The organism is Streptomyces violaceusniger Tu 4113 (genome assembly GCF_000147815.2).
Taxonomy (GTDB): domain Bacteria; phylum Actinomycetota; class Actinomycetes; order Streptomycetales; family Streptomycetaceae; genus Streptomyces; species Streptomyces violaceusniger_A.
The window spans coordinates 3168713-3189215 of the sequence record NC_015957.1; the positions used below are offsets into that span (position 1 = coordinate 3168713).

The window sequence follows — 20503 nt, forward strand, 5'->3', positions numbered from 1 at the left end:
GTCCGTAAATGTCCGAGTCGAGCGAGTCTGACCAGGACTTTTCGTCTGTTCTCGCTGACTGGAGCGGGATCGGCCGCTAGTCTCCGACGAGAGCGAACGCGCTGCTGCGTTGCGCGTTGCTCCCCAGGTGAGGGGCGACTAAGTTCCTCACCGGTCCATATCCGACAGTTCGACATCCGAGGTGACGTAGGCGTGGCTCTTCCGCCCCTTACCCCTGAACAGCGCGCAGCCGCGCTCGAAAAGGCCGCCGCGGCTCGCCGGGAGCGCGCCGAGGTCAAGAATCGACTCAAGCACTCCGGCGCATCCCTGCACGAGGTCATCAAGCAGGGCCAGGAGAACGACGTCATCGGCAAGATGAAGGTGTCCGCTCTCCTCGAGTCCCTGCCCGGCGTCGGCAAGGTCCGCGCCAAGCAGATCATGGAGCGGCTCGGCATCTCCGAGAGCCGTCGAGTGCGGGGTCTGGGCTCCAACCAGATCGCGTCGCTCGAGCGTGAGTTCGGCGGCGCCGCCGGCTGACGCGGCCCGGCGTTTCCAGGCACTCCCGGGAACCTGGATAATCGCTCCATGGCAGCACACTCCGCACGACCGCGACTGACCGTGCTCTCCGGCCCCTCTGGGGTCGGTAAGAGCACGGTCGTCGCTCATATGCGCAAAGAACACCCCGAGGTCTGGCTCTCGGTCTCCGCCACGACCCGCCGACCGCGCCCCGGCGAGCGGGACGGCGTCCACTATTTCTTCGTGGACGACGGGGAGTTCGACAAGCTCATAGCCAATGGTGAGCTGCTGGAGTGGGCCGAATTCGCGGGCAACCGCTACGGCACCCCGCGTGAGGCGGTCATGGAGCGCCTCGGCGCGGGCGAGCCGGTGCTGCTGGAGATCGATCTGCAGGGCGCACGGCAGATCCGCGAGTCCATGCCGGAGGCGCAGCTCGTCTTCCTCGCGCCGCCGAGCTGGGAGGAGCTGGTCCGCCGGCTCACCGGCCGGGGCACCGAGGCGCCCGAGGTCATCGAGCGGCGCCTGGAGGCCGCTCGGACCGAGCTGGCTGCCGAGTCCGAGTTCGATACGACCATGGTCAATACCTCCGTCGAGGACGTGGCAAATGAGCTGCTAGCCTTGATGCGAGTGGCTTGATCTTCGATTCACTCTTGCCATGAGGCGTAATAAGGAAGGCTAGAGAGTGTCCTCTCCCATGACCGCGCCCGAGGGGATCATCAACCCTCCGATTGATGAGCTGCTCGAGGCCACCGACTCCAAGTACAGCCTGGTGATCTACGCGGCCAAGCGCGCGCGGCAGATCAACGCGTACTACTCGCAGCTCGGTGAGGGCCTGCTCGAGTACGTCGGTCCCCTCGTGGACACCCACGTCCACGAGAAGCCCCTCTCGATCGCGCTCCGCGAGATCAACGCGGGCCTGCTGACCTCCGAGGCCATCGAGGGCCCGGCCCAGTAGGTTTCGATCGCTTCACCCACGGCCCGGCAGTGACTGCCGGGCTCGTGGTGTGTCATGGGTACGTGACGCGACCCGGCGTACCGTGACTGGACGTAGGACAGACGACGTACCCGGTGGGGAGCGGAGCGATGGACAAGCCCAAAGTGGTCCTGGGCGTCAGTGGCGGGATCGCCGCCTACAAGGCGTGCGAGCTGCTGCGCCGCCTCACCGAGTCCGGCCATGACGTACGCGTCGTGCCGACCGCCTCGGCGCTGCACTTCGTCGGCGAGGCGACCTGGTCGGCGCTGTCCGGACATCCGGTGGCGACCGAGGTGTGGGACTCCGTCCACGAGGTGCCGCACGTCCGCATCGGCCAGTCCGCCGATCTGGTCGTGATCGCCCCCGCCACCACCGATCTGCTCGCCAAGGCCGCCCATGGCCTCGCGGACGATCTGCTCACCAATACGCTGCTCACCGCGCGCTGCCCGGTCGTCTTCGCGCCCGCGATGCACACCGAGATGTGGGAGCACCCCGCCACCCAGGAGAACGTGGCGACCCTGCGCCGCCGCGGCGCGGTCGTCATCGAACCCGCCGTGGGACGGCTCACCGGTGTGGACACCGGCAAGGGGCGGCTGCCGGACCCCGGGGAGATCTTCGAGGTCTGCCGCCGGGTGCTGGCCCGCGGCGCCGAGTCGCACACCACCGATCTGGCCGGCCGCCATGTCGTGGTCAGCGCCGGAGGCACCCGCGAGCCGCTGGACCCGGTGCGCTTCCTCGGCAACCGCTCCACCGGCCGGCAGGGGTACGCCCTGGCCCGTGCCGCCGTCGCCCGCGGCGCGCGCGTGACTCTTGTCTCGGCCAACAGCGAGCTGCCCGACCCGGCCGGCGCCGATGTGCTGCGCGCGGGCACCGCCGCGCAGCTCCGGGAGGCCGTGCTCAAGGCCGCCGCGGACGCCGACGCCGTGGTGATGGCCGCCGCCGTCGCCGACTTCCGCCCCGCGCACTACGCCGAGGGGAAGATCAAGAAGCGCGACGGCCAGGAGCCCGAGCCGATCACCCTGGTACGGAATCCGGACATCCTCGCGGAGATTTCCGCGGAACGCGCCCGCCCCGGCCAGATCGTGGTCGGCTTCGCCGCCGAAACCGACGATGTGCTCGCCAACGGCCGCGCCAAGCTCGCCCGCAAGGGCTGCGATCTGCTGGTGGTGAACGAGGTCGGGGAGCACAAGACCTTCGGCGCCGAGACCAATGAGGCCGTGGTGCTCGGTGCCGACGGGACCGAGACGCCCGTGCCGTACGGGCCCAAGGGCGCGCTCGCCGACACCGTCTGGGACCTGGTGGCCGACCGCCTGGGATGAGCCCGGCCCGGGCGTCCGGCGGGCCTCACGCGGAGCCCGGCGGACGCCCTCGGCGGGGGCCGCACTGCGGCCGATCGGGCTCATGACACGTGCCTGCCACGGCGGGGTGGGGCTGTATTTCGGCTTGAGGCAAGGTATGTTCCCGGTCACGGGCCTGCCCGTTCTGTGGGACGGGGATGCTTGACCGGTGGACGTGCCGGATAAACTGGCCCAGGAACCGCACCGGGCGCAGCTCCCGAGCGGTCCGACCATGATCAGCCAGCAGCCGCTGCAACCCCAGGGAGCGATGTGTCCCGCCGCCTGTTCACCTCGGAATCCGTGACCGAGGGTCACCCCGACAAGATCGCTGACCAGATCAGCGACACCATCCTCGACGCCCTTCTCAAGGAGGACCCGACCTCCCGGGTCGCCGTCGAGACGTTGATCACCACCGGCCTGGTGCATGTAGCCGGCGAGGTGACCACCAAGGCGTACGCCCCGATCGCGGCGCTCGTGCGGAACAAGATCCTCGACATCGGCTACGACTCGTCGAAGAAGGGCTTCGACGGCGCCTCCTGCGGCGTCTCGGTGTCGATCGGCTCACAGTCCCCCGACATCGCCCAGGGTGTGGACTCCGCCTACGAGCTCCGGGTCGAGGGCGATGAGGACGAGCTGGACAAGCAGGGCGCGGGCGACCAGGGCCTGATGTTCGGGTACGCCTGCGACGAGACGCCCGAGCTGATGCCGCTGCCGATCAACCTGGCGCACCGGCTCTCCCGCCGGCTGTCCGACGTGCGCAAGAACGGGACCATCCCCTACCTGCGTCCGGACGGCAAGACCCAGGTCACCATCGAGTACGACGGCCACAAGGCGGTCCGCCTGGACACCGTCGTCGTCTCCTCGCAGCACGCCTCCGACATCGACCTGGACTCGCTGCTGGCGCCCGACATCCGGGAATTCGTGGTCGAGCACGTGCTGAACGAGCTGGTCGAGGACGGCATCAAGCTCGACACCGAGGGCTACCGCCTGCTGGTCAACCCGACCGGGCGCTTCGAGATCGGCGGCCCGATGGGCGACGCCGGTCTCACCGGCCGCAAGATCATCATCGACACCTACGGCGGCATGTCCCGCCACGGCGGCGGCGCGTTCTCCGGCAAGGACCCCTCCAAGGTCGACCGCTCCGCCGCCTACGCCATGCGCTGGGTCGCCAAGAACGTGGTCGCCGCGGGCCTCGCGCAGCGCTGCGAGGTGCAGGTCGCGTACGCCATCGGCAAGGCCGAGCCGGTCGGCCTCTTCGTCGAGACCTTCGGCACCGCCGCGGTCGACGCCGAGAAGATCGAGAAGGCCATCTCCGAGGTCTTCGACCTTCGCCCGGCCGCGATCATCCGCGACCTCGACCTGCTGCGCCCGATCTACGCCCAGACCGCGGCGTACGGCCACTTCGGCCGTGAGATCCCCGACTTCACCTGGGAGCGCACCGACCGCGTCGACGCCCTCCGCGCGGCGGCGGGCCTGTAGCACCCCCCGCTTCGGCCACGGTTTCCGCGAAGGCCCGGACGCTCCTCGGCGTCCGGGCCTTCGCATGCGTTGCTGTCCGTGCGGTCTGCTAAGACTTGATCTGTGAGCAGGGACAACGAGCGGCCGAAGGATCCGGCGGAGGCGTCGGAGGGGGAGCAGCTCGCGCTCATTCGGGAGACCGTGCGCAAGGCCAAGGGGGAGCGGGCCAGGCCGCGGACCTGGCGGGGGGCCAAGCTGGCCGGTGAGCTGCCCGTGGCGCGGGTGCTGGTCGACAAGGGGCCGGTCCACCTCGACAAGCTGTGGGACTACGCGGTGCCGGCCGAGATGGACGCCGAGGCCCGGCCCGGGGTGCGGGTGCGGGTGCGGTTCGGGGCCGGGACGGGGAAGGTGCGCGAGGGGCGGCGCGAGGGTGGCGGGCTGCTCGACGGGTACGTCATCGAGCGCGTCGCCGAGTCCGAGTACCGGGGCCCGCTGGCCGCCCTCGCGCAGGTGGTCTCCCCGGAGCCGGTGCTGGGGCCGGGGCTGCTGGCGCTGTGCCGGGCGGTCGCCGACCGGTACGCCGGATCGCTCGCCGATGTGCTGCAGCTCGCCCTGCCCAAGCGCAACGCCCGCGCCGAGGGCGAGCCGTCATCGCCGCCGCTGCCCCCGCCGGAGCCGCCCGCGCCCGGGAGCTGGGAGCGCTATCCGGCCGGGCCCGGGTTCCTGGAGGCGCTTGCCCGCGGTGACCGGCCGCGGGCCGTATGGACCGCGCTGCCCGGGCCGCACTGGCCCCGGGAGTGGGCCACCGCCGTGGCCGCCACGCTCGCGTCCGGGCGCGGGGCGCTCGTCGTCGTCCCGGACGGGCGGACCGCCGAGCGGGTGGACGCGGCGCTCACGGAGGTGCTCGGCGGCCCGGGGCGGCATGTGCTGCTCACCGCCGACCTCGGGCCCGAGGAGCGCTACCGCCGCTGGCTGGCGGTCAGCCGGGGCTCGGTCCGGGCGGTGGTGGGCACCCGGGCGGCGATGTTCGCACCGGTCCGGGACCTCGGGCTGGTGGGGATCTGGGACGACGGGGACCGCAGCCACAGCGACGACCGGCTGCCGCAGCCGCACGCCCGCGATGTGCTGCTGCTGCGCGCCGTCCATGAGAAGACCGGCTTTCTCCTGGGCGACCTGGGCCGCACCGTCGAGGCCGCCCAGTTGGTGGAGAACGGCTGGGCGCGGCCGCTCGAAGCCGACCGCGAGCAGGTCCGCGCGGCCGCCCCGCTGATCCGTACGGTCGACGAGGGCGAGGTGGCCCGGGACACGGAGGCCCGTGCCGCCCGGCTGCCCACACTCGCCTGGCAGACCGTACGGGCGGCGCTGACCCGGGGCCCGGTGCTGGTACAGGTGCCGCGCCGGGGCTATGTGCCGAAGCTGGCCTGTGAGCGCTGCCGGGAGCCCGCGCGCTGTGCGCACTGCTCGGGCCCGCTGGAGGCGCGGGACGCGGAGCATCTGGTGTGCGGATGGTGCGGGCGGGACGAACCCGCCTGGCACTGCCGTGAATGCGGGGGTGTCCGGCTGCGGGCGTCCATAGTCGGCGCCCGGCGCACCGCCGAGGAGCTGGGCCGCGCCTTCCCGGCCGTGCCCGTGCGCACCTCCGGCCGCGACCATGTGCTGACGTCCGTCCCCGACCGTCCGGCGCTCGTCGTGAGCACGCCGGGCGCCGAGCCGGTCGCCGAGGGCGGTTACGCCGCGGCGCTGCTGCTCGACGGCTGGGCCCTGCTCGGCCGCCCCGACCTGCGCGCCGGTGAGGACGCGCTGCGCCACTGGCTGGAGGCGGCCTCACTGGTCCGCGGCCACGGTGACGGGGGCGGGGGCGAGGGCGAGGGGGGCGACGGCGGGGGCGGCACGGTAGTGATCATGGCCGAGCCGACGCAGCGGCCCGTCCAGGCACTGGTGCGCTGGGACCCGGCCGGGTATGCGGCACGTGAGCTGGCCGAGCGGTCCCAGCTAGGCTTTCCGCCGATCTCACGGATGGCGGCGGTGACCGGCCCCGCGGAGGCGGTGGCCGAGCTGATCGCCTCGGCCGGGCTGCCCGAGGGGGCCGAGACGCTGGGCCCGGTCCCGCTGCCCCCGGCGCCCCCTGGACGTCCGCGCCGCCCCGGAGACCCGCCGCCGGGCGAGGTCTGGGAGCGCGCGCTGCTGCGGGTACCTCCCGGCCAGGGCAGCGCCCTCGCGGCGGCCCTCAAGGAGGCGAAGGCGGGCCGCCTGGCGCGGGGGGAGAAGGATCCCGCGGTGCGGGTGGATCCGCTGGATATTGGCTGACCTGAGCTGATCCCGGTCTGGGGATTGGCTGACCTCGGCCTGGGCATTGGCCGACCTCGGCTGCTCCCGGCCGGGGGCGCGCACCGGGTGCTGCGGCCGGGGGCGCGCACCGGGTGCTGCGGAGTGTCCGGGGGCCGCAGGGCCTCCGGGTGCTGGGGCTTACCGGCCGGGGGCGCCCTTCGGAGTGACCGGGTAAGCCGCAGGTCGGATCCTGCCGGGACAGCTCGGTCGAAGTGGACCCGGGGCGGCCGCAGTTGCGCACCTTGCCTGGCACATGGGCCGTCAGCCAGTCGGACGCGGCGCCGATGCCCTGGAGCACGGAGCCCCCGGCCGGGACCGTGCCGCCGCGCTGCCGTAGTGCCTCCGGGTGCCGCAGGGCGGGTGCTGGGGTCTTCCGGCGCTCGGTTCCTCTGGCCTGGTGCGCCCGTCCGGCGGCAGCCAGGGCGAAGGGCAGGGTGCCGCAGAGTCTCCGGGGGCTTGGGCCTACTGGCCGGGGGCGCCCCGGAGGAACCGGGTAAGCCGCAGGGTGCCGTAAAACTTCCGGGCGCTTGGGCTTACCGGCAGGGGGCACCTCTCAGCGGTAGCTGGGGGCGAGGCGAAGGGGTGCGTCGCTGTCGTAAGGGAGAGCGCGCGCAGGCCCCTGGGGAAACGAAGGGGCCGGGCACGGTCGACCGTCGACAGGGGGTACCTCCCAGCGGTAGCTGGGGGAGGCTTTTGCGCCCCGGAGGCGAACCGAGCCTCAAAGAAAGGGGGGCGCCCAGTCAGCCGTGGCGGGGGCCGGGGAAGGGGCTGGGGCTGGGGCGGGGGTCCTCGCGGAGCGACGGCGTCGACTGCGGCGGGACCGTGCGCGCGGCGGGCACCGAGGGTACGGCGGCGGGCTCGGTCGGGCGGCCCGGGGACGGTTCGCCGCCCTCGGGGGCGTTCTGCGCGGCGGCCCGGCGCGAGCCGTAACGGCGGTGCACCGCCTGCTTGGTGACGCCGAGCGCGGAGCCCACCGCGTCCCAGGAGAAGCCCAGCGAGCGGTCGAAGTCGACGGCGGCGGTGACCAGCGTCTCGACGCTGTCGCGCAGTTCCTGGGCGAGCCGCACGGTGGGGGCCGGAGCGCGTCCGTAGACCACGAAACCGGCGGCCGGGCCGGTGCGACGGGGGCGGTAGACGTTGCCGAGCTGGGCGGTGAGCGTGCGCAGCGCGTCCACCTGCCGGCGGACCCGCTCGATGTCCCGGACCAGGAGGTGCAGGCTGGCCCGTGCCTGGGCGTCATGAGTTGCGTGGTCGGCCATGTACAAGCCTCTCGAACGGGCGTTGACGGGGGATGGGGGATGGAGGGGGCTGATGCTGGAGGGGGAAGTCGAACGGGCGGCGGGAAACGCATCGGGCCGCGGCAGCGGCCCGATGCGGTCAATCTGCCTTGACCAACGCGGCACCCGCCCGTCGGTCACGGTCCGGGGCGTGCGGCAGTCCGCCCGTACGCCCCCTCGGCCGGCGGACCATAGACTTCAGGGGCTGTTTGCGACGTTCCGCCGTATCCGCTGTGTGAGAGGTAGTTCGCCACCCATGAGGCTCGTGTTCGCCGGTACCCCCGAGGTAGCCCTGCCCGCTCTGGACGCGCTGATCGCGTCGGAGAAGCACGAGGTGGTGGCCGTGGTGACCCGTCCCGACGCGCCCGCCGGGCGCGGTCGCCGGATGGTGGCCAGCCCGGTCGCCGAACGGGCCGAGGAGGCGGGTATCGAGGTGCTCAAGCCCGCCAAGCCGCGCGATCCGGAGTTCCTCGCCCGGCTCGGCGAGATCGCACCGGACTGCTGCCCGGTGGTGGCCTACGGCGCGCTGCTGCCCAAGGCCGCGCTGGAGATCCCGGCGCATGGCTGGGTCAATCTGCACTTCTCGCTGCTCCCGGCGTGGCGGGGCGCGGCACCCGTGCAGCACTCGGTGCTCGCGGGCGACGAGATGACCGGCGCCTCGACCTTCCAGATCGAGGAAGGGCTGGACTCCGGGCCGGTGTTCGGGGTGGTGACGGAGGAGGTGCGGGCCACCGACACCAGCGGCGATCTGCTGACCCGGCTCGCCTTCGCCGGTGCGGGGCTGCTCGAGGCGACGATGGACGGCATCGAGAACGGCACGCTGCTCCCGGTGCCGCAGCCTGCCGAGGGCATCTCGCTCGCCCCGAAGATCACCGTCGAGGACGCGAAGATCGACTGGACGGCGCCCGCGCTGCGCGTCGACCGGCTGGTGCGGGCGTGCACCCCCGCCCCGGGTGCGTGGACCACCTTCCGTGAGGAGCGGCTGAAGGTCGTCTCGGCGCGGCCGGTGGCGGACCGTACGGATCTGGAGCCCGGGCGGCTGGCCGCGACCAAGAAGGCCGTGTACGTGGGCACCGGCAGCCATGCCGTCGAGCTGGCCTGGGTGCGGCCGCAGGGCAAGAAGCCGATGCTCGCGGCGGATTGGGCGCGCGGGGTGCGGATCGCGGAGGGCGAGCGGCTCGGGGCCTGAGCGGACCACGGGGCTGAAGCCGCTCCAGCGGCACACGCCACAGGACCGAGGCGGACCCAGCGGCACGGCGATCCCGAGCAGGTCCACAGGGCAGAAACCCGAGCAGGTCCACAGGGCAGAAACCCGAGCAGGTCCGCAGGGCTGAAAGGCGGCCATCGGGCGCGCCGGGGCGGCGGATGTTGACTTCAACCTATGTTGAAGTCCTACGTTCCTCATGAGACCTCGGAGGTACGTGATGGACATCGAAGTGACCGCCTGGCATTCCCTGTATCAGGCGTCCAATGCCAGTGACGACCGGCGGCCCTTCTCCCGCGAGACGCTGCGCCGCATCGGCGCCTTTGCCCGTCCGCACCGCCGTCGGCTGCAACTGTTCCTGGTGCTGAGCACGGTCACGGCGGTGCTCGCGGTGGCGACGCCGCTGCTGGCCGGCCGGGTGGTGGACGCGATCGTCCACCATTCGGGACAGGACACGGTGCTCGGGCTGGCCGGGCTCATCGCCGCCATCGCCGTGGCGGAGGCGGCCATCGGGCTGCTGACCCGCTGGCTGTCGGCGAACATCGGCGAGGGGCTGATCCTCGATCTGCGCACCTCCGTCTTCGACCACGTCCAGCGGATGCCGGTGGCGTTCTTCACCCGGACCCGCACCGGTGCGCTGGTCAGCCGGCTCAACAACGACGTCATCGGTGCGCAGCGGGCGTTCAGCGACACCCTCTCCGGGGTGGTCGGCAATATGGTGACGCTGCTGCTCACCCTGGTCGTCATGATCGGGATCTCGTGGCAGATCACCCTGCTGACGCTGGTGCTCCTGCCCCTCTTCCTGCTGCCCGCACGCCGGGTGGGCGGACGGCTGGCGAAGCTGCGACGCGAGGCGGCCGCGCACAACGCCGCGATGAGTACCCAGATGACCGAGCGCTTCTCCGCGCCCGGGGCCACTCTCGTCAAGCTCTTCGGCCGGCCCGCCGACGAGTCCGCCGAGTTCGCCGCGCGGACCCGGCGGGTGCGGGACATCGGGGTGCGGACCGCGATGGTCCAGGTCTCCTTCGTGACCGCGCTGACCCTCGTCTCCGCCCTGGCCCTCGCCCTGGTCTACGGCCTCGGCGGCTGGTTCGCGCTGCACGGGCGGCTCGACCCCGGCGCCGTCGTCGCGCTCGCGCTGCTCCTCACCCGGCTGTACGCGCCGCTGACCGCGCTGGCCGGGGCGCGGGTCGAGGTCATGAGCGCGCTCGTCAGCTTCGAGCGGGTCTTCGAGGTGCTCGACCTCGAGCCGCTGATCAAGGAGAAGCCGGACGCCCGGGAGGTCCCCGACGGGCCCGTGTCCGTCGAGTTCGACCGCGTCGACTTCGGCTACCCGGCCGCGGACAAGGTCTCCCTCGCCTCCCTGGAGGAGGTCGCCACCCTGGACACCCGCGGTGGCGTCCAGGTCCTGCACCAGCTTTCCTTCCGCGCCGAACCGGGCCAGATGGTCGCGCTGGTGGGCTCCTCCGGCGCCGGGAAGTCGACCATCGCGCAGCTACTGCCGAGGCTCTACGACGCCGACGGCGGCGCCGTACGGCTCTCCGGGGTGGACGTCCGCGATCTGACCGCCGATTCGATCCGCGCCACCCTCGGCATGGTCACGCAGGACGGCCATCTCTTCCACGACTCGATCCGCGCCAATCTGCTGCTGGCCCGGCCGGAGGCCACCGACGAGGAGCTGTGGGAAGTGCTGCGCCGGGCCCGGCTGGAGGGGCTGATCGCTTCCCTGCCGGACGGGCTGGAGACCGTCGTGGGCGAGCGCGGCTACCGCCTCTCCGGCGGTGAGCGCCAGCGGCTGACCATCGCCCGGCTGCTGCTGGCCCGGCCCCGGGTGGTGATCCTCGACGAGGCCACCGCGCATCTGGACGCCACTTCGGAGGCGGATGTGCAGGAGGCGCTCGGCGAGGCGCTGGAGGGGCGCACCGCGATGGTGATCGCCCATCGGCTGTCCACGGTTCGGGCGGCGGATCTCATTCTCGTCGTCGAGGACGGGCGGATCGTGGAGCGCGGTACGCACACCGCGCTGCTGGCCGCCGGAGGCCGCTACGAGGAGCTGTACCGCACCCAGTTCGAGCAGCCGGCCCCGATGGGCGACGGGTTCGCCGTGGACGGAGCGAGTGCCCCCGGCACCGGCACGAAGGTGGCGGTCGTGGACGGAGCGAGTGCCCCCGGCACCGGCGCCGAGGTCACGGCCCTGGACGGCGGCCCCACGGCCGCCGAGGCCCCGGCGACGTAGGCTGGTCTCTTCAAGCCCGATCCGTCCCCCGGAGCACATTTCCCGTGACCGACCAGCCCCGTCGTCGCCGTCCCCACGCCCCGCCCCGGCCTGGCAAGCCCTATCGCCGCCCGCAGAAGGACCCCGTGCGGATCCTCGCCTTCGAGGCGCTGCGGGCGGTCGACGAACGGGACGCGTACGCCAACCTCGTTCTCCCGCCCCTGCTGCGCAAGGCGCGGGAGAGCGCGGAGGCCGGCGGGCCGCGGTTCGACGCCCGGGACGCGGCGCTCGCCACCGAGCTGGTCTACGGCACCCTGCGCCATCAGGGCACCTACGACGCGATCATCGCCGAATGCGTGGACCGCCCGCTGCGCGAGGTGGATCCGCCCGTGCTCGATGTGCTGAACCTCGGCGCCCATCAGCTTCTGGGGACCCGTATCCCTACGCACGCCGCCGTCTCGGCCAGCGTCGAGCTGGCGCGGGTGGTGCTCGGCGACGGCCGGGCCAAGTTCGTCAACGCGGTGCTGCGCAGGATCGCCGCCCATGACCTCGACGGCTGGCTGGAGCGGGTCGCCCCGCCCTACGACGAGGACCCCGAGGAGCATCTGGGCGTCCGCCACTCGCATCCGCGCTGGGTCGTCTCCGCCCTGTGGGACGCGCTCGGCGGCGGCAGCTCCGGGATCGAGGAGCTGCTGGCCGCGGACAACGAACGGCCCGAGGTCACCCTCGTCGCCCGCCCCGGCCGGTCCACGGCCGGGGAGTTGCTGGACGCGGTGGGCGAGGGGGCCGCGGTACAGGGCCGCTGGTCACCGTACGCGGTGCGGCTCACCGAGGGCGGGGAGCCCGGGGCGCTGGAGGCGGTGCGCGAGGGGCGTGCCGGGGTGCAGGACGAGGGCAGCCAACTGGTGGCCCTCGCGCTGGCGAACGCGCCGCTGGAGGGGGAGGACCGGCGCTGGCTGGACGGCTGCGCGGGCCCCGGCGGCAAGGCCGCGCTGCTCGCCGCGCTGGCCGCGGAGCGCGGCGCCGCGCTGCTGGCCGCCGAGAAGCAGCCGCACCGGGCCCGGCTGGTGGCCAGGGCCCTGGCGGGCAACCCCGGCCCGTACCAGGTGATCGCCGCGGACGGCACCCGGCCGCCGTGGCGGCCCGGCGCCTTCGACCGGGTGCTGGTGGATGTGCCGTGCACCGGGCTCGGTGCGCTGCGCCGCCGCCCCGAGGCGCGCTGGCGGCGCCGCCCCGAGGACCTCGACGGCTTCGCCCCGCTGCAGCGCGGGCTGCTGCGGGAGGCCCTGGCCTCGGCGCGGATCGGCGGCGTGGTCGGCTATGCGACCTGTTCCCCGCATCCGGCCGAGACCAGGGCCGTGGTCGAGGACGTCCTCAAGGGGCGTGGCGGCCCGGCCGTCTCCGCGGAGTGGATCGACGCCCGTCCGCTGCTGCCGGGGGTGCCCGAGCTGGGCGACGGCCCGGACATCCAGCTATGGCCGCACCGGCACGGTACGGACGCCATGTATCTGGCCCTGCTGCGCCGCACCGGCTGACCGCGCCCGGTCGCGCCGCACCGGCTGACCGCGCCCGTTCTTCTCGCGGGTTCCCGGAGAGAGAGCGGCCCCGGGGCATCGCACGGCCGCGGTGAACGGCGCGTCAGTCCTTCGGGACCGCCGGAAGCGCTTCCTGGGGCCGGTCGGTCGGGGCGTAGACGGCGGCCGCGTGGGCGGTGGGGTTGAGGTCCTTGTGCACCGCGCGTGCCACCGCCTCGATGGTGGCCACGCCCGCCTTCATGGTGCGGTTGTCCTGGGTGAGCACGGTGAGGGTGTAGTCGTGGCCGCCGCCGGTGAAGGCCCCGATGCTGTGCACCCGCCAGCCGTGCGTCGACCGCTCCAGCCAGCCGTTCTTCACCTGGATCCGCACCCCGCCGGGGGCGCCGGCCGGGGTGCCCCAGCGCTGTTCGCGGATGACCTTGCCCATCAGCGAGAGGATGTAGCGGCGGGAGGCGTCGGTCAGCACCGTATTCGGGTGAGTGATCAGGTCCAGGAGCCGCTCCTGGTCGTTCGCGGTGACCTGGGTGAGGCCCCAGTAGCCGTTCTTGCCGGGCACGGTGGCGTCCATGCCCGCCGCCCGCAGGAACGCCTTGACCCGGGAGGCTTTCAGCTTCTTCCACAGCTTGCTGGTCGAGGCGTTGTCCGACTTGGTGATCATGGCCTTGGCGAGGGTCTTCTCGCTCTTGGTCAGCGGCCGGTGGTGGCGCTGCGCGTCCCACAGCAGCGTCCCCAGGACCGTCGCCTTCACCACGCTCGCGGAGTCGAACCGCTGGTTCGCGCGCAGGGTGCAGCGGGTGTGGGTGGCGTGGTCGCGGAGGCTGATCGCGGTGGTGCCGGACCGGCCGCGCAGCGCCGCGGCGATGTCCTTGGACAGCTTGCCGGCCAGCCCGGACTGGTGTGAGACGCAGACCGGCCGCGGTGCCGTGGCCGCGGCGGAGGCGGGCCCGGCCCCGGCGACCGGTGATACGAGGACGGCCGCGGTCAGCGCCGCGCACACCGCGGTGCGGGGATGCCGGGGTTTGAGATGCCGGGGTATTCGATCGCTGGTCATGGTGGGTTGCCTGTTTGCACGTGACGTCTAGGGGTTTCCTTCGATTTCTTCATGGTCCTGGCTCCGTCGCCGTGCGTCGATCGGAGCGGAACCAAGTGATCACGGCGGTGCGGGCCGTTGCGATGATCCCGGCTCCATGGACCGGCTCCGACCGTGGGAGGCTGGGGGCATGGCCTTGCAGATCAACCCCAGCATCCTGTCCGCAGACTTCTCCCGCCTCGCGGATGAGGCGAAGGCGGTCGAGGGTGCCGACTGGCTCCACGTCGACGTCATGGACAACCACTTCGTCCCGAACCTCACCCTCGGGGTTCCGGTGGTCGAGTCGCTGGGCAAGGTCACCGAAACCCCGCTGGACTGCCATCTCATGATCGACGACCCGGACCGCTGGGCGCCGCAGTACATCGAGGCGGGCGCCGGTTCCGTCACCTTCCATGTGGAGGCCGCGGCCGCGCCGGTGCGGCTGGCGCGCGAGATCCGGGCCAAGGGCGCGCGGGCCTCGATGGCGCTCAAGCCGGCCACGCCCATCGAGCCGTACGAGGATCTGCTGCCCGAGCTGGACATGCTGCTGGTCATGACCGTGGAACCCGGTTTCGGCGGCCAGGCGTTCCTCGACATCATGCTGCCGAAGATCCGCCGCACCCGGCAGTTGATCGACAAGCATGGATTGCAGATGTGGCTCCAGGTGGACGGCGGGGTCTCGGCCGCCACCATCGAGCGGTGCGCCGAGGCGGGCGCCGATGTGTTCGTGGCGGGCTCGGCCGTCTACGGCGCCGACGACCCGGCCAAGGCCGTACAGGCACTGCGCCGGCTCGCCGAGAAGGCAACCGGCACCCCCGGAACATGAGGCGACGTAGCTACCGGTCGATGAACTCAAGGGTGAAGGGCGAACCAACTCCGCCGTTTCTGACAGGATGAACGGTGAGTCCGGACAGTGAATAGTGAGGAGACCGCGGTGTCGACGGGCCGTTCAGCCACGCGGATGGGACCCGCCGAACTGGTGCAGGCGGCGGCCATGGCGCGCCGTTTCTACCTCGAGGGCAAGTCCAAGATCCAGATCGCCGAGGAGTTCGGCGTCAGCCGCTTCAAGGTCGCGCGGGTGCTGGAGACGGCGCTCGAGCGCGATCTGGTGCGCATCGAGATCCGGGTTCCCGCCGAACTCGACGCGGAGCGCTCCGACGCCCTGCGCGCCCGCTACGGGCTGCGCCACGCGGTCGTCGTGGAGTCACCGGCCGACGCCGAGGCGGACACCCCGGACCCGGAGAACCTCGGCGAGGTCGCCGCGGACCTGCTGGGCGAGCTGGTGACCGAGGGGGATGTGCTGGGGCTGGCCTGGGGCCGGTCCACGATCCACATGGCGGCCGCGCTGCACCGGCTGCCGCCGTGCACCGTCGTCCAGCTCACCGGCGTGTACGACGCGGGCACGGCCGAGCGCGGCTCGGTCGAGGCGGTGCGCCGCGCCGCCGCCGTCTCGGGCGGTGAGGCGCACCCCATCTACGCGCCGATGCTGCTGCCGGACACGGCCACCGCGGACGCCCTGCGCGGCCAGACCGGTATCGCCCGCGCCTTCGAGTACTTCGACAAGGTCACCGTGGCCTGCGTCTCCATCGGCTCCTGGGAGGCCGGCATCTCCACGGTCTACGACATGCTGACGGAGAAGGAGCGGGCCCACTACGAGAACCTGGGCGCCGCCGCCGAGATGTCGGCCCACCTCTTCGACGCCGAGGGCCGCCGCATCGGCCGCGACCTGGGCGAGCGCTGCATCACCGTGGAGGCCGACCGGCTGCGCCGGATTCCCGAGGTGGTGGCCATCGCCGGTGGCCGCCGTAAGGCCGAGGCGATCGGGGCGGTGCTGAGGTCCGGCCTGGTCACCAGCCTGGTGACGGACACCGCCGCCGCGGACTACCTGCTCGCCGAAACCACCCCCGCCGCCCACCCCGCCCTGGACCGCGCCGACCCGGACGGCGTGTAGCGGGCCGGTCGCGGCGAGCACCGGCCGCGGCGAGCAAGGGGGAACGGCGGGCAAGGGGGAAATGGCGAGCGGCCCGCCGCTCGCCACATCGGATCACGCCAGAAGCAGGGCGGCGTCCCACGGCACCTCACGGTCCTCACCGTCGGCGGTTCCGGCGGGCGGCGTGCTCCGGCCGAGCAGAACGAGCGCGACGCCCGCCGCGCCCTCCAGGAACGTCGGCGCGTCCAGCGGCTCCGGCCGGAGCGGGAGCACCGGCGCGGTGGGAAAGCCGAAGGCCGTGCCAGGGTCGAAGCGGGCGCACAGCCGCTCGGCGATCTCGTCCGCCCGCGCGGACAGCGACGCGTCGTCCAGTTCGTCGGCCATCCGCCCGGTGATCCGGGCCAGCCCGGCGAGGCCGTGGCACAGCCCGGGATCGTCCATCCCCCGCAGTCCGCCGGGGCGGGCGAAGACCGCCCTCATCGCCTCCGCCGCGGTGTGCACCCACGCGTCCTCGCCCAGCGCGACTCCGGCGAGCTGGAGCGCGCGGGCGATTCCCGGAGCGCCGTAGCACCAGCTCGCGCGCCCCGGCCCCAGGGCGGGCCGGGTGGCCGCCAGCTCCTGGTCGGCGGAGACCGTACCGGGCCAGCCGGGGCCCGCGTCCGGGTCCTCCTGGCGCCAGCTCATCAGCCACCGGGCGATACGGCGGATGGCCGTGTCGTGGCCGGGGACGCGCAGTCCGCGCGTCCAGCACAGGGACAGCAGCGCGAGCGGCCCGGCGATGCCGTGGGCGAGGCCCAGGTCGAGCACCCACTCCCGCCGCCGCGGGTCCACCGCGGCGGGCCACGGGGGGCTGAACCAGCCGGGCAGCGGCCCGGCCGCGGCCCTGACGGGCTCGGTGAGGGCGACGAGATACCGCAGCACGTCGTGGACGGCTTCGGGGTCGGACGGCTCGGCGAGGAAGTACCGGCCGAGGCCGGTCACACCGGAGACGACGTCGAAGTGTTCCCGGTCCGCCCCGGGGACATCGGATTCCATCCGGCCGTACTCGGCGTCGAGGACCTTCGCGAGGCGATGCCGCAGGGTCGCGTCCACCCGGCCCCGTACGGTGGCGTAGTCCCGGGGCGAGCGGGCGGCATGCTTGGCGGCGAAGCCGAGACTGCCCAGGCCCGTGATCAGCCCGGGACCTCTGGCACCGGCGTACCCGGCCTCCGCCGCCAGCAGGGCGTGGACGGTCGGGCGCAGGCCCGGGTCGTTCCTGCTCAGCTCGCTGAGCAACAGCGCCGCCCCCGAGGCACCCATGCCGAGCCCTGCAGCGGGAAAGTCCCCGGTGCCGGTGACGTGGTCGCGGATACGGGCGGCGATCTCGGCCACCACCGTGTCGAGGTCCCACCGCCGGGCTGATGCCGCCGTCGCCCGAGATGCCTCCGCCGTCGCCCGAGATGCCTCCGTCGTCATCCGAGGTGCCTCCGCCGTCCGTGGTCGGCCTGGGCGAGGCCACGCGCCACCGCCAGTGAACGGCCTTCGGAGGTGCGTGAGGTGCCGATCAGCCGGTTGTGGTGCATATGCAACACGCTCGCCAGCACCGACGGGTCGGCGGCCACGGAGGCATAGGCGCGCATGGCGGCCGCCCTGGCGTCGAGGGCGGCGAGCGCGGCGGCAGCGCCCTCGGCGGGGAACGTCGCCCGGAGCCCGCCGTCCAGCAGGCGGAGTGCCGCCGCGCGGCGTTCCCGGAAGTAGGCGTGGTGCTCCTCGTCCCGCGGGTCGCGCAGCCACCAGCCGGTCCACCGGTCGCCGTGGACCTGGCGGGCGAGGTCGAGGTAGTTGGCGGCGGCGAGCACCTGCGGCTCGACGGTGACCGCGCCGGCCGCCCGCAGGCGGAGCTGTTCGAGGGCGGCCACGCTGTCGTGGTGGAAGACCGTCTCGGCGGCCTCGATGGCCTCGTGGCCGCCGTAGCGGTGGGTTTCGGGTTCATAGCCGTCGATGACGAACGCCCCGGCCAGGCGCAGGTCGCGCAGCTGCTCCACCCAGTCGAGGACGCCCGGTGTCAGCTCGCCGTGGAGCGTCGCGGGGTCGCCGTGGAAGCGCAGCCGCAGATGTGCGCCGGCCGGATCGGCGTAGCGGATGAAGAACCAGCGGTCCACCGCGGGCGGCAGGGCCGCCAGCAGCCGGGGCAGATGCTCGGCCAGCACCTCGTCCTGGCGGCCCGCATAGGTGGAGAGCCTGCCGTAGAGCCACTCGCGGCTGTGCCGCGGGACGGGCGGACCGACCGGGCGGATCCGCCGCGCCGGAGCCCGGACGGCCGGGGACTCGGCGGGCGCCGGACGGGCGGGCAGCAGCGGTATCACCAGTTCGCTGCTGAACGCCCCCGAGTCGGTGGTGAGCCAGCCGTCGCCCGCCCCCGCGTCCTCGGGCGTCTCGTACGCCGTCACGTCCTTGCTCCGGCCGAGCTCGCGGCGCAGCACCATGCGGTGGAGCGGGGCGGTCAGGTCGAGCTCCACCCGGTGATCGCCGCCGCCGACGGCGACCCGGTCGGGCACGTTCCAGCGCGCCCGCCAGTCGTCCAAACGGCGCTCCCACTCCGCGTCGGGGAGGGCGGAGTCGAACAGGCCGGGGTCGGTCAGCCGCCATCGGGCGGGGGCGAGGACCGTCCTGCCGAACCGGACGCGGGGCAGGTGGTGAAGGGTGGAGAGACGCCCCCATGTCCATACGCACGAGGGCCAGCCGCCCATCGTCGGCACCTCGCGCAGCAGCCGGACCGCCGCGGGGGCGCGCCGCGGGTCGAGCATGGTCGGAACCCGGGGGTTGATCTCCTGTCCGGTCGAGGCGTCCACGAGATACAGCCGGTCCGGGTCGGCGGCCAGTGCGAGATCGCCCATTCCCCGCACGGCGGGCGAGGCGCGGTCCGCGAAGCAGCCCACCGCGACCCGCTCGGTCCAGAACGGCCGAACGCGGGCCACATTGGCGTCCCGCCCCCTCAGGGGCAGGAAGTCCAGGTGCGCCTGGAGCGCGCCGTCCCGGGCCGAGTCGGCGGCGGAACGGCGCACCAACTCGCCCACCTCCTCCACGTCGTCGAGGAGGTAGGCGAACCGGCCGAAGAGCGCGCCCGGTGCCGGCGATCCCGTCGACGGGGAGAGCACGAGCGTGAAGTCGCCCTCGTCGAGGGATCGCCGCGAGGGGGCGGTCAGATGGGCGCAGAGTTCCAGCGCGGCCGGGGGCGGTGCTCCGGAGCCGCGCAGCCGGTCGAGCGCCGCGTCGTCGAGCACCACTTCGCGCTCGCCCGACGCGATCGCGGTGAGGGCCAGCTCGGCCAGGAAGTCGTTCCGGGCCCGGTCGCGTTCGCTCGGCTCACCGGCCTCCGCCGTGCGCCGCTCGCTTTTGGGGTGGTCGTAGCCGCCGGGCGGGCCCAGGCCGGTGTGCGGGTCGAGGACGTCGGCGAGAGGCACGGCCCGGCCGGTGCCGTAGCGTTCGACGAACGCGTCACGGTACTCCCGCAGCTCCGGCGTCGGCATTGTGTCGGGCGCGGCGAGACACAGCGCCGTGGCCGCGCGCTCCGCCTCCCGCAACACCTCCCGGTCCAGGGTGACTTCGGCGTCCAGCCGCATGTCGACCTGGATCGGCCGGTCATCGGCGCGCAGGCCGCCCATCGCGTCCAGCGCCTTCTTCCAGCGGCCGAGCCCCGCGCCGAGGCGTTCCGCGCCGTATTCCTCCAACAGGTCGCCGATGGCGGCCAGTTCGCCCGCCTTGTCGGCCTGGCCCACGGACTTGAGGACGTCCACCGCGTACCGCAGCGGGTCGGTCTCGCCGAGCGGGGGGCGCAGCTCGGTGAGGAGGAAGCCCTGGCGGACGAGCTCGAGGAGAAGCCCTTCCTTGGCGGACGCGGGGACGTTCGGGTACGCCTCGTCGAGGGTCTTCAGCAGGCCCCCGGCCGGGCGGGGGTGCCGGGTGGCGGCGAGGATGGTCTTCACGGCCGCCGTGTGGCGTACGGAGATCTCCTGGGCGGTCCGCCCCTCGCGCCGCCGTTCGTCGGCGGCCGGCTCATCGGAGCCGGCGGGGTCCTGCGCGTCGTAGCCGCAGGGGAGCACCCAGCGCTGCCCGCGTGCGAAGCCCAGGTCGTTCGCCACGACGCGCAGCGCCCGCAGCACCTCGAGGTCGCCCTCCCAGGCGGTGAGCACGCCGGTCAGCCAGCCGCCGTCCGGGCGCACCGCCTTGCGGTGCCGGGTGCCCAGCCGGACCTGGCGGCCCGCCGCGCCGAAGGACACCGGGGCGACGCCCGCCAGGAGTCCGAAGGGGGTGGCGCGGCTGGCGGCCCGCAGGACGTAGCGCGTCGCCGAGAGGGTGAGCTTGCGCAGGGCGCCGGGTTTCATCGGCGCGCCCGCGCGCAGCGCCTCGACGGTCCGGTGCAGTGAGGGGCTGGAGACGGCGAGGGCTTCCTCGACTCGTTCGTCGGTCAGGAGCGCGTCGATGTACCGGCGGACCTGTTCGCGGTCGCGCGGGTCGAGGTGTGCGCGGGTCCCGGTGGCCGAGTGGGGAAGGAGGGGTACCCGGAGCATCCCGGTGGGCTCCGCGTGGAACATCGCGTGGTCTTCGGACAAGGGGTCGTCTCTCCCGTTCACGCTCGGCACCGCCGAGAATTGCGCCGTCGGCGAGCCGGACGGGGCCCGGACACCGGTCCGGGCCCCGTC

The 20503-nt window shown here is 73.3% G+C and carries 15 protein-coding genes; 11 read left to right on the forward strand and 4 right to left on the reverse strand.

Going from position 1 to position 20503, the window contains the following annotated elements; translation table 11 throughout:
- Positions 1-192: 192 nt before the first annotated feature.
- The 6 genes from STRVI_RS13815 (at position 193) to STRVI_RS13840 (ending at position 6570) form a co-directional block, all read left to right on the forward strand.
- A complete protein-coding gene (locus STRVI_RS13815) occupies positions 193-516 on the forward strand; it encodes an integration host factor (RefSeq protein WP_009713618.1) in 324 nt (107 codons plus the stop codon).
- 48 nt (positions 517-564) lie between these two features.
- Complete coding sequence (gmk, locus tag STRVI_RS13820) at positions 565-1131, forward strand: guanylate kinase (protein WP_014056268.1); 567 nt, start codon at positions 565-567, stop codon at positions 1129-1131.
- Positions 1132-1189: 58 nt separating this feature from the next.
- A complete protein-coding gene (rpoZ, locus tag STRVI_RS13825) occupies positions 1190-1450 on the forward strand; it encodes a DNA-directed RNA polymerase subunit omega (protein WP_020867048.1) in 261 nt (86 codons plus the stop codon).
- Between the two features lie 128 nt (positions 1451-1578).
- Positions 1579-2787 carry a bifunctional phosphopantothenoylcysteine decarboxylase/phosphopantothenate--cysteine ligase CoaBC gene (gene coaBC / locus STRVI_RS13830; RefSeq protein ID WP_014056269.1) on the forward strand — a complete coding sequence of 403 codons (1209 nt, stop codon included), beginning with the start codon at positions 1579-1581 and terminating at the stop codon, positions 2785-2787.
- A gap of 288 nt (positions 2788-3075) precedes the next feature.
- Complete coding sequence (metK, locus tag STRVI_RS13835; protein ID WP_014056270.1) at positions 3076-4284, forward strand: methionine adenosyltransferase; 1209 nt, start codon at positions 3076-3078, stop codon at positions 4282-4284.
- Positions 4285-4386: 102 nt separating this feature from the next.
- Positions 4387-6570: a primosomal protein N' gene (locus tag STRVI_RS13840; RefSeq protein WP_014056271.1), complete on the forward strand. Its 2184-nt coding sequence runs from the start codon at positions 4387-4389 to the stop codon at positions 6568-6570.
- Between the two features lie 761 nt (positions 6571-7331).
- Here STRVI_RS13840 and STRVI_RS13845 read toward each other — a convergent pair.
- Positions 7332-7850: a hypothetical protein gene (locus tag STRVI_RS13845; RefSeq protein WP_014056272.1), complete on the reverse strand. Its 519-nt coding sequence runs from the start codon at positions 7848-7850 to the stop codon at positions 7332-7334.
- 274 nt (positions 7851-8124) lie between these two features.
- Between STRVI_RS13845 and fmt the strand changes: the two genes are divergently transcribed.
- From fmt to STRVI_RS13860, 3 genes are all read left to right on the forward strand, one after another.
- Complete coding sequence (fmt, locus tag STRVI_RS13850; protein ID WP_043235881.1) at positions 8125-9057, forward strand: methionyl-tRNA formyltransferase; 933 nt, start codon at positions 8125-8127, stop codon at positions 9055-9057.
- Between the two features lie 235 nt (positions 9058-9292).
- A complete protein-coding gene (locus tag STRVI_RS13855; protein ID WP_014056274.1) occupies positions 9293-11308 on the forward strand; it encodes an ABC transporter ATP-binding protein in 2016 nt (671 codons plus the stop codon).
- A gap of 44 nt (positions 11309-11352) precedes the next feature.
- Positions 11353-12822: an RsmB/NOP family class I SAM-dependent RNA methyltransferase gene (locus STRVI_RS13860; protein WP_014056275.1), complete on the forward strand. Its 1470-nt coding sequence runs from the start codon at positions 11353-11355 to the stop codon at positions 12820-12822.
- A 103-nt stretch (positions 12823-12925) separates the two neighbouring features.
- Here STRVI_RS13860 and STRVI_RS13865 read toward each other — a convergent pair whose 3' ends face one another.
- Positions 12926-13873: a serine hydrolase gene (locus STRVI_RS13865; RefSeq protein ID WP_014056276.1), complete on the reverse strand. Its 948-nt coding sequence runs from the start codon at positions 13871-13873 to the stop codon at positions 12926-12928.
- Between the two features lie 169 nt (positions 13874-14042).
- Here STRVI_RS13865 and rpe point away from each other — a divergent pair, with 169 nt between their 5' ends.
- Both rpe and STRVI_RS13875 read left to right on the forward strand, forming a co-directional pair.
- On the forward strand, positions 14043-14717 hold the full coding sequence (gene rpe / locus STRVI_RS13870) for a ribulose-phosphate 3-epimerase (protein WP_014056277.1): 675 nt from the start codon (positions 14043-14045) through the stop codon (positions 14715-14717).
- Positions 14718-14852: 135 nt separating this feature from the next.
- The gene (locus STRVI_RS13875; RefSeq protein ID WP_208949236.1) at positions 14853-15842 is read left to right on the forward strand and encodes a sugar-binding transcriptional regulator; all 990 of its coding nucleotides are present in this window, start codon (positions 14853-14855) and stop codon (positions 15840-15842) included.
- A gap of 93 nt (positions 15843-15935) precedes the next feature.
- On the opposite strand, the gene STRVI_RS13880 is transcribed toward STRVI_RS13875, so the two are convergent.
- Positions 15936-17276 (reverse strand): lanthionine synthetase C family protein, encoded by a 1341-nt coding sequence (locus STRVI_RS13880; protein WP_014056279.1) that lies wholly within the window; start codon positions 17274-17276, stop codon positions 15936-15938.
- A complete protein-coding gene (locus STRVI_RS13885) occupies positions 17273-20413 on the reverse strand; it encodes a lantibiotic dehydratase (protein ID WP_014056280.1) in 3141 nt (1046 codons plus the stop codon). The genes STRVI_RS13880 and STRVI_RS13885 overlap by 4 nt, the downstream gene beginning before the upstream one ends.
- Positions 20414-20503: the final 90 nt, after the last annotated feature.

Excerpts from the sequence above, each read along its gene's own strand:
- STRVI_RS13875 (WP_208949236.1), top strand. The coding sequence starts at position 14,853 with ATGGGACCCGCCGAACTGGTGCAGGCGGCGGCCATGGCGCGCCGTTTC.
- STRVI_RS13865 (WP_014056276.1), bottom strand. The coding sequence starts at position 13,873 with ATGACCAGCGATCGAATACCCCGGCATCTCAAACCCCGGCATCCCCGC.
- rpe (WP_014056277.1), top strand. The coding sequence starts at position 14,043 with ATGGCCTTGCAGATCAACCCCAGCATCCTGTCCGCAGACTTCTCCCGC.
- STRVI_RS13845 (WP_014056272.1), bottom strand. The coding sequence starts at position 7,850 with ATGGCCGACCACGCAACTCATGACGCCCAGGCACGGGCCAGCCTGCAC.
- fmt (WP_043235881.1), top strand. The coding sequence starts at position 8,125 with ATGAGGCTCGTGTTCGCCGGTACCCCCGAGGTAGCCCTGCCCGCTCTG.
- coaBC (WP_014056269.1), top strand. The coding sequence starts at position 1,579 with ATGGACAAGCCCAAAGTGGTCCTGGGCGTCAGTGGCGGGATCGCCGCC.
- STRVI_RS13855 (WP_014056274.1), top strand. The coding sequence starts at position 9,293 with ATGGACATCGAAGTGACCGCCTGGCATTCCCTGTATCAGGCGTCCAAT.
- STRVI_RS13880 (WP_014056279.1), bottom strand. The coding sequence starts at position 17,276 with ATGACGACGGAGGCATCTCGGGCGACGGCGGAGGCATCTCGGGCGACG.
- rpoZ (WP_020867048.1), top strand. The coding sequence starts at position 1,190 with ATGACCGCGCCCGAGGGGATCATCAACCCTCCGATTGATGAGCTGCTC.
- gmk (WP_014056268.1), top strand. The coding sequence starts at position 565 with ATGGCAGCACACTCCGCACGACCGCGACTGACCGTGCTCTCCGGCCCC.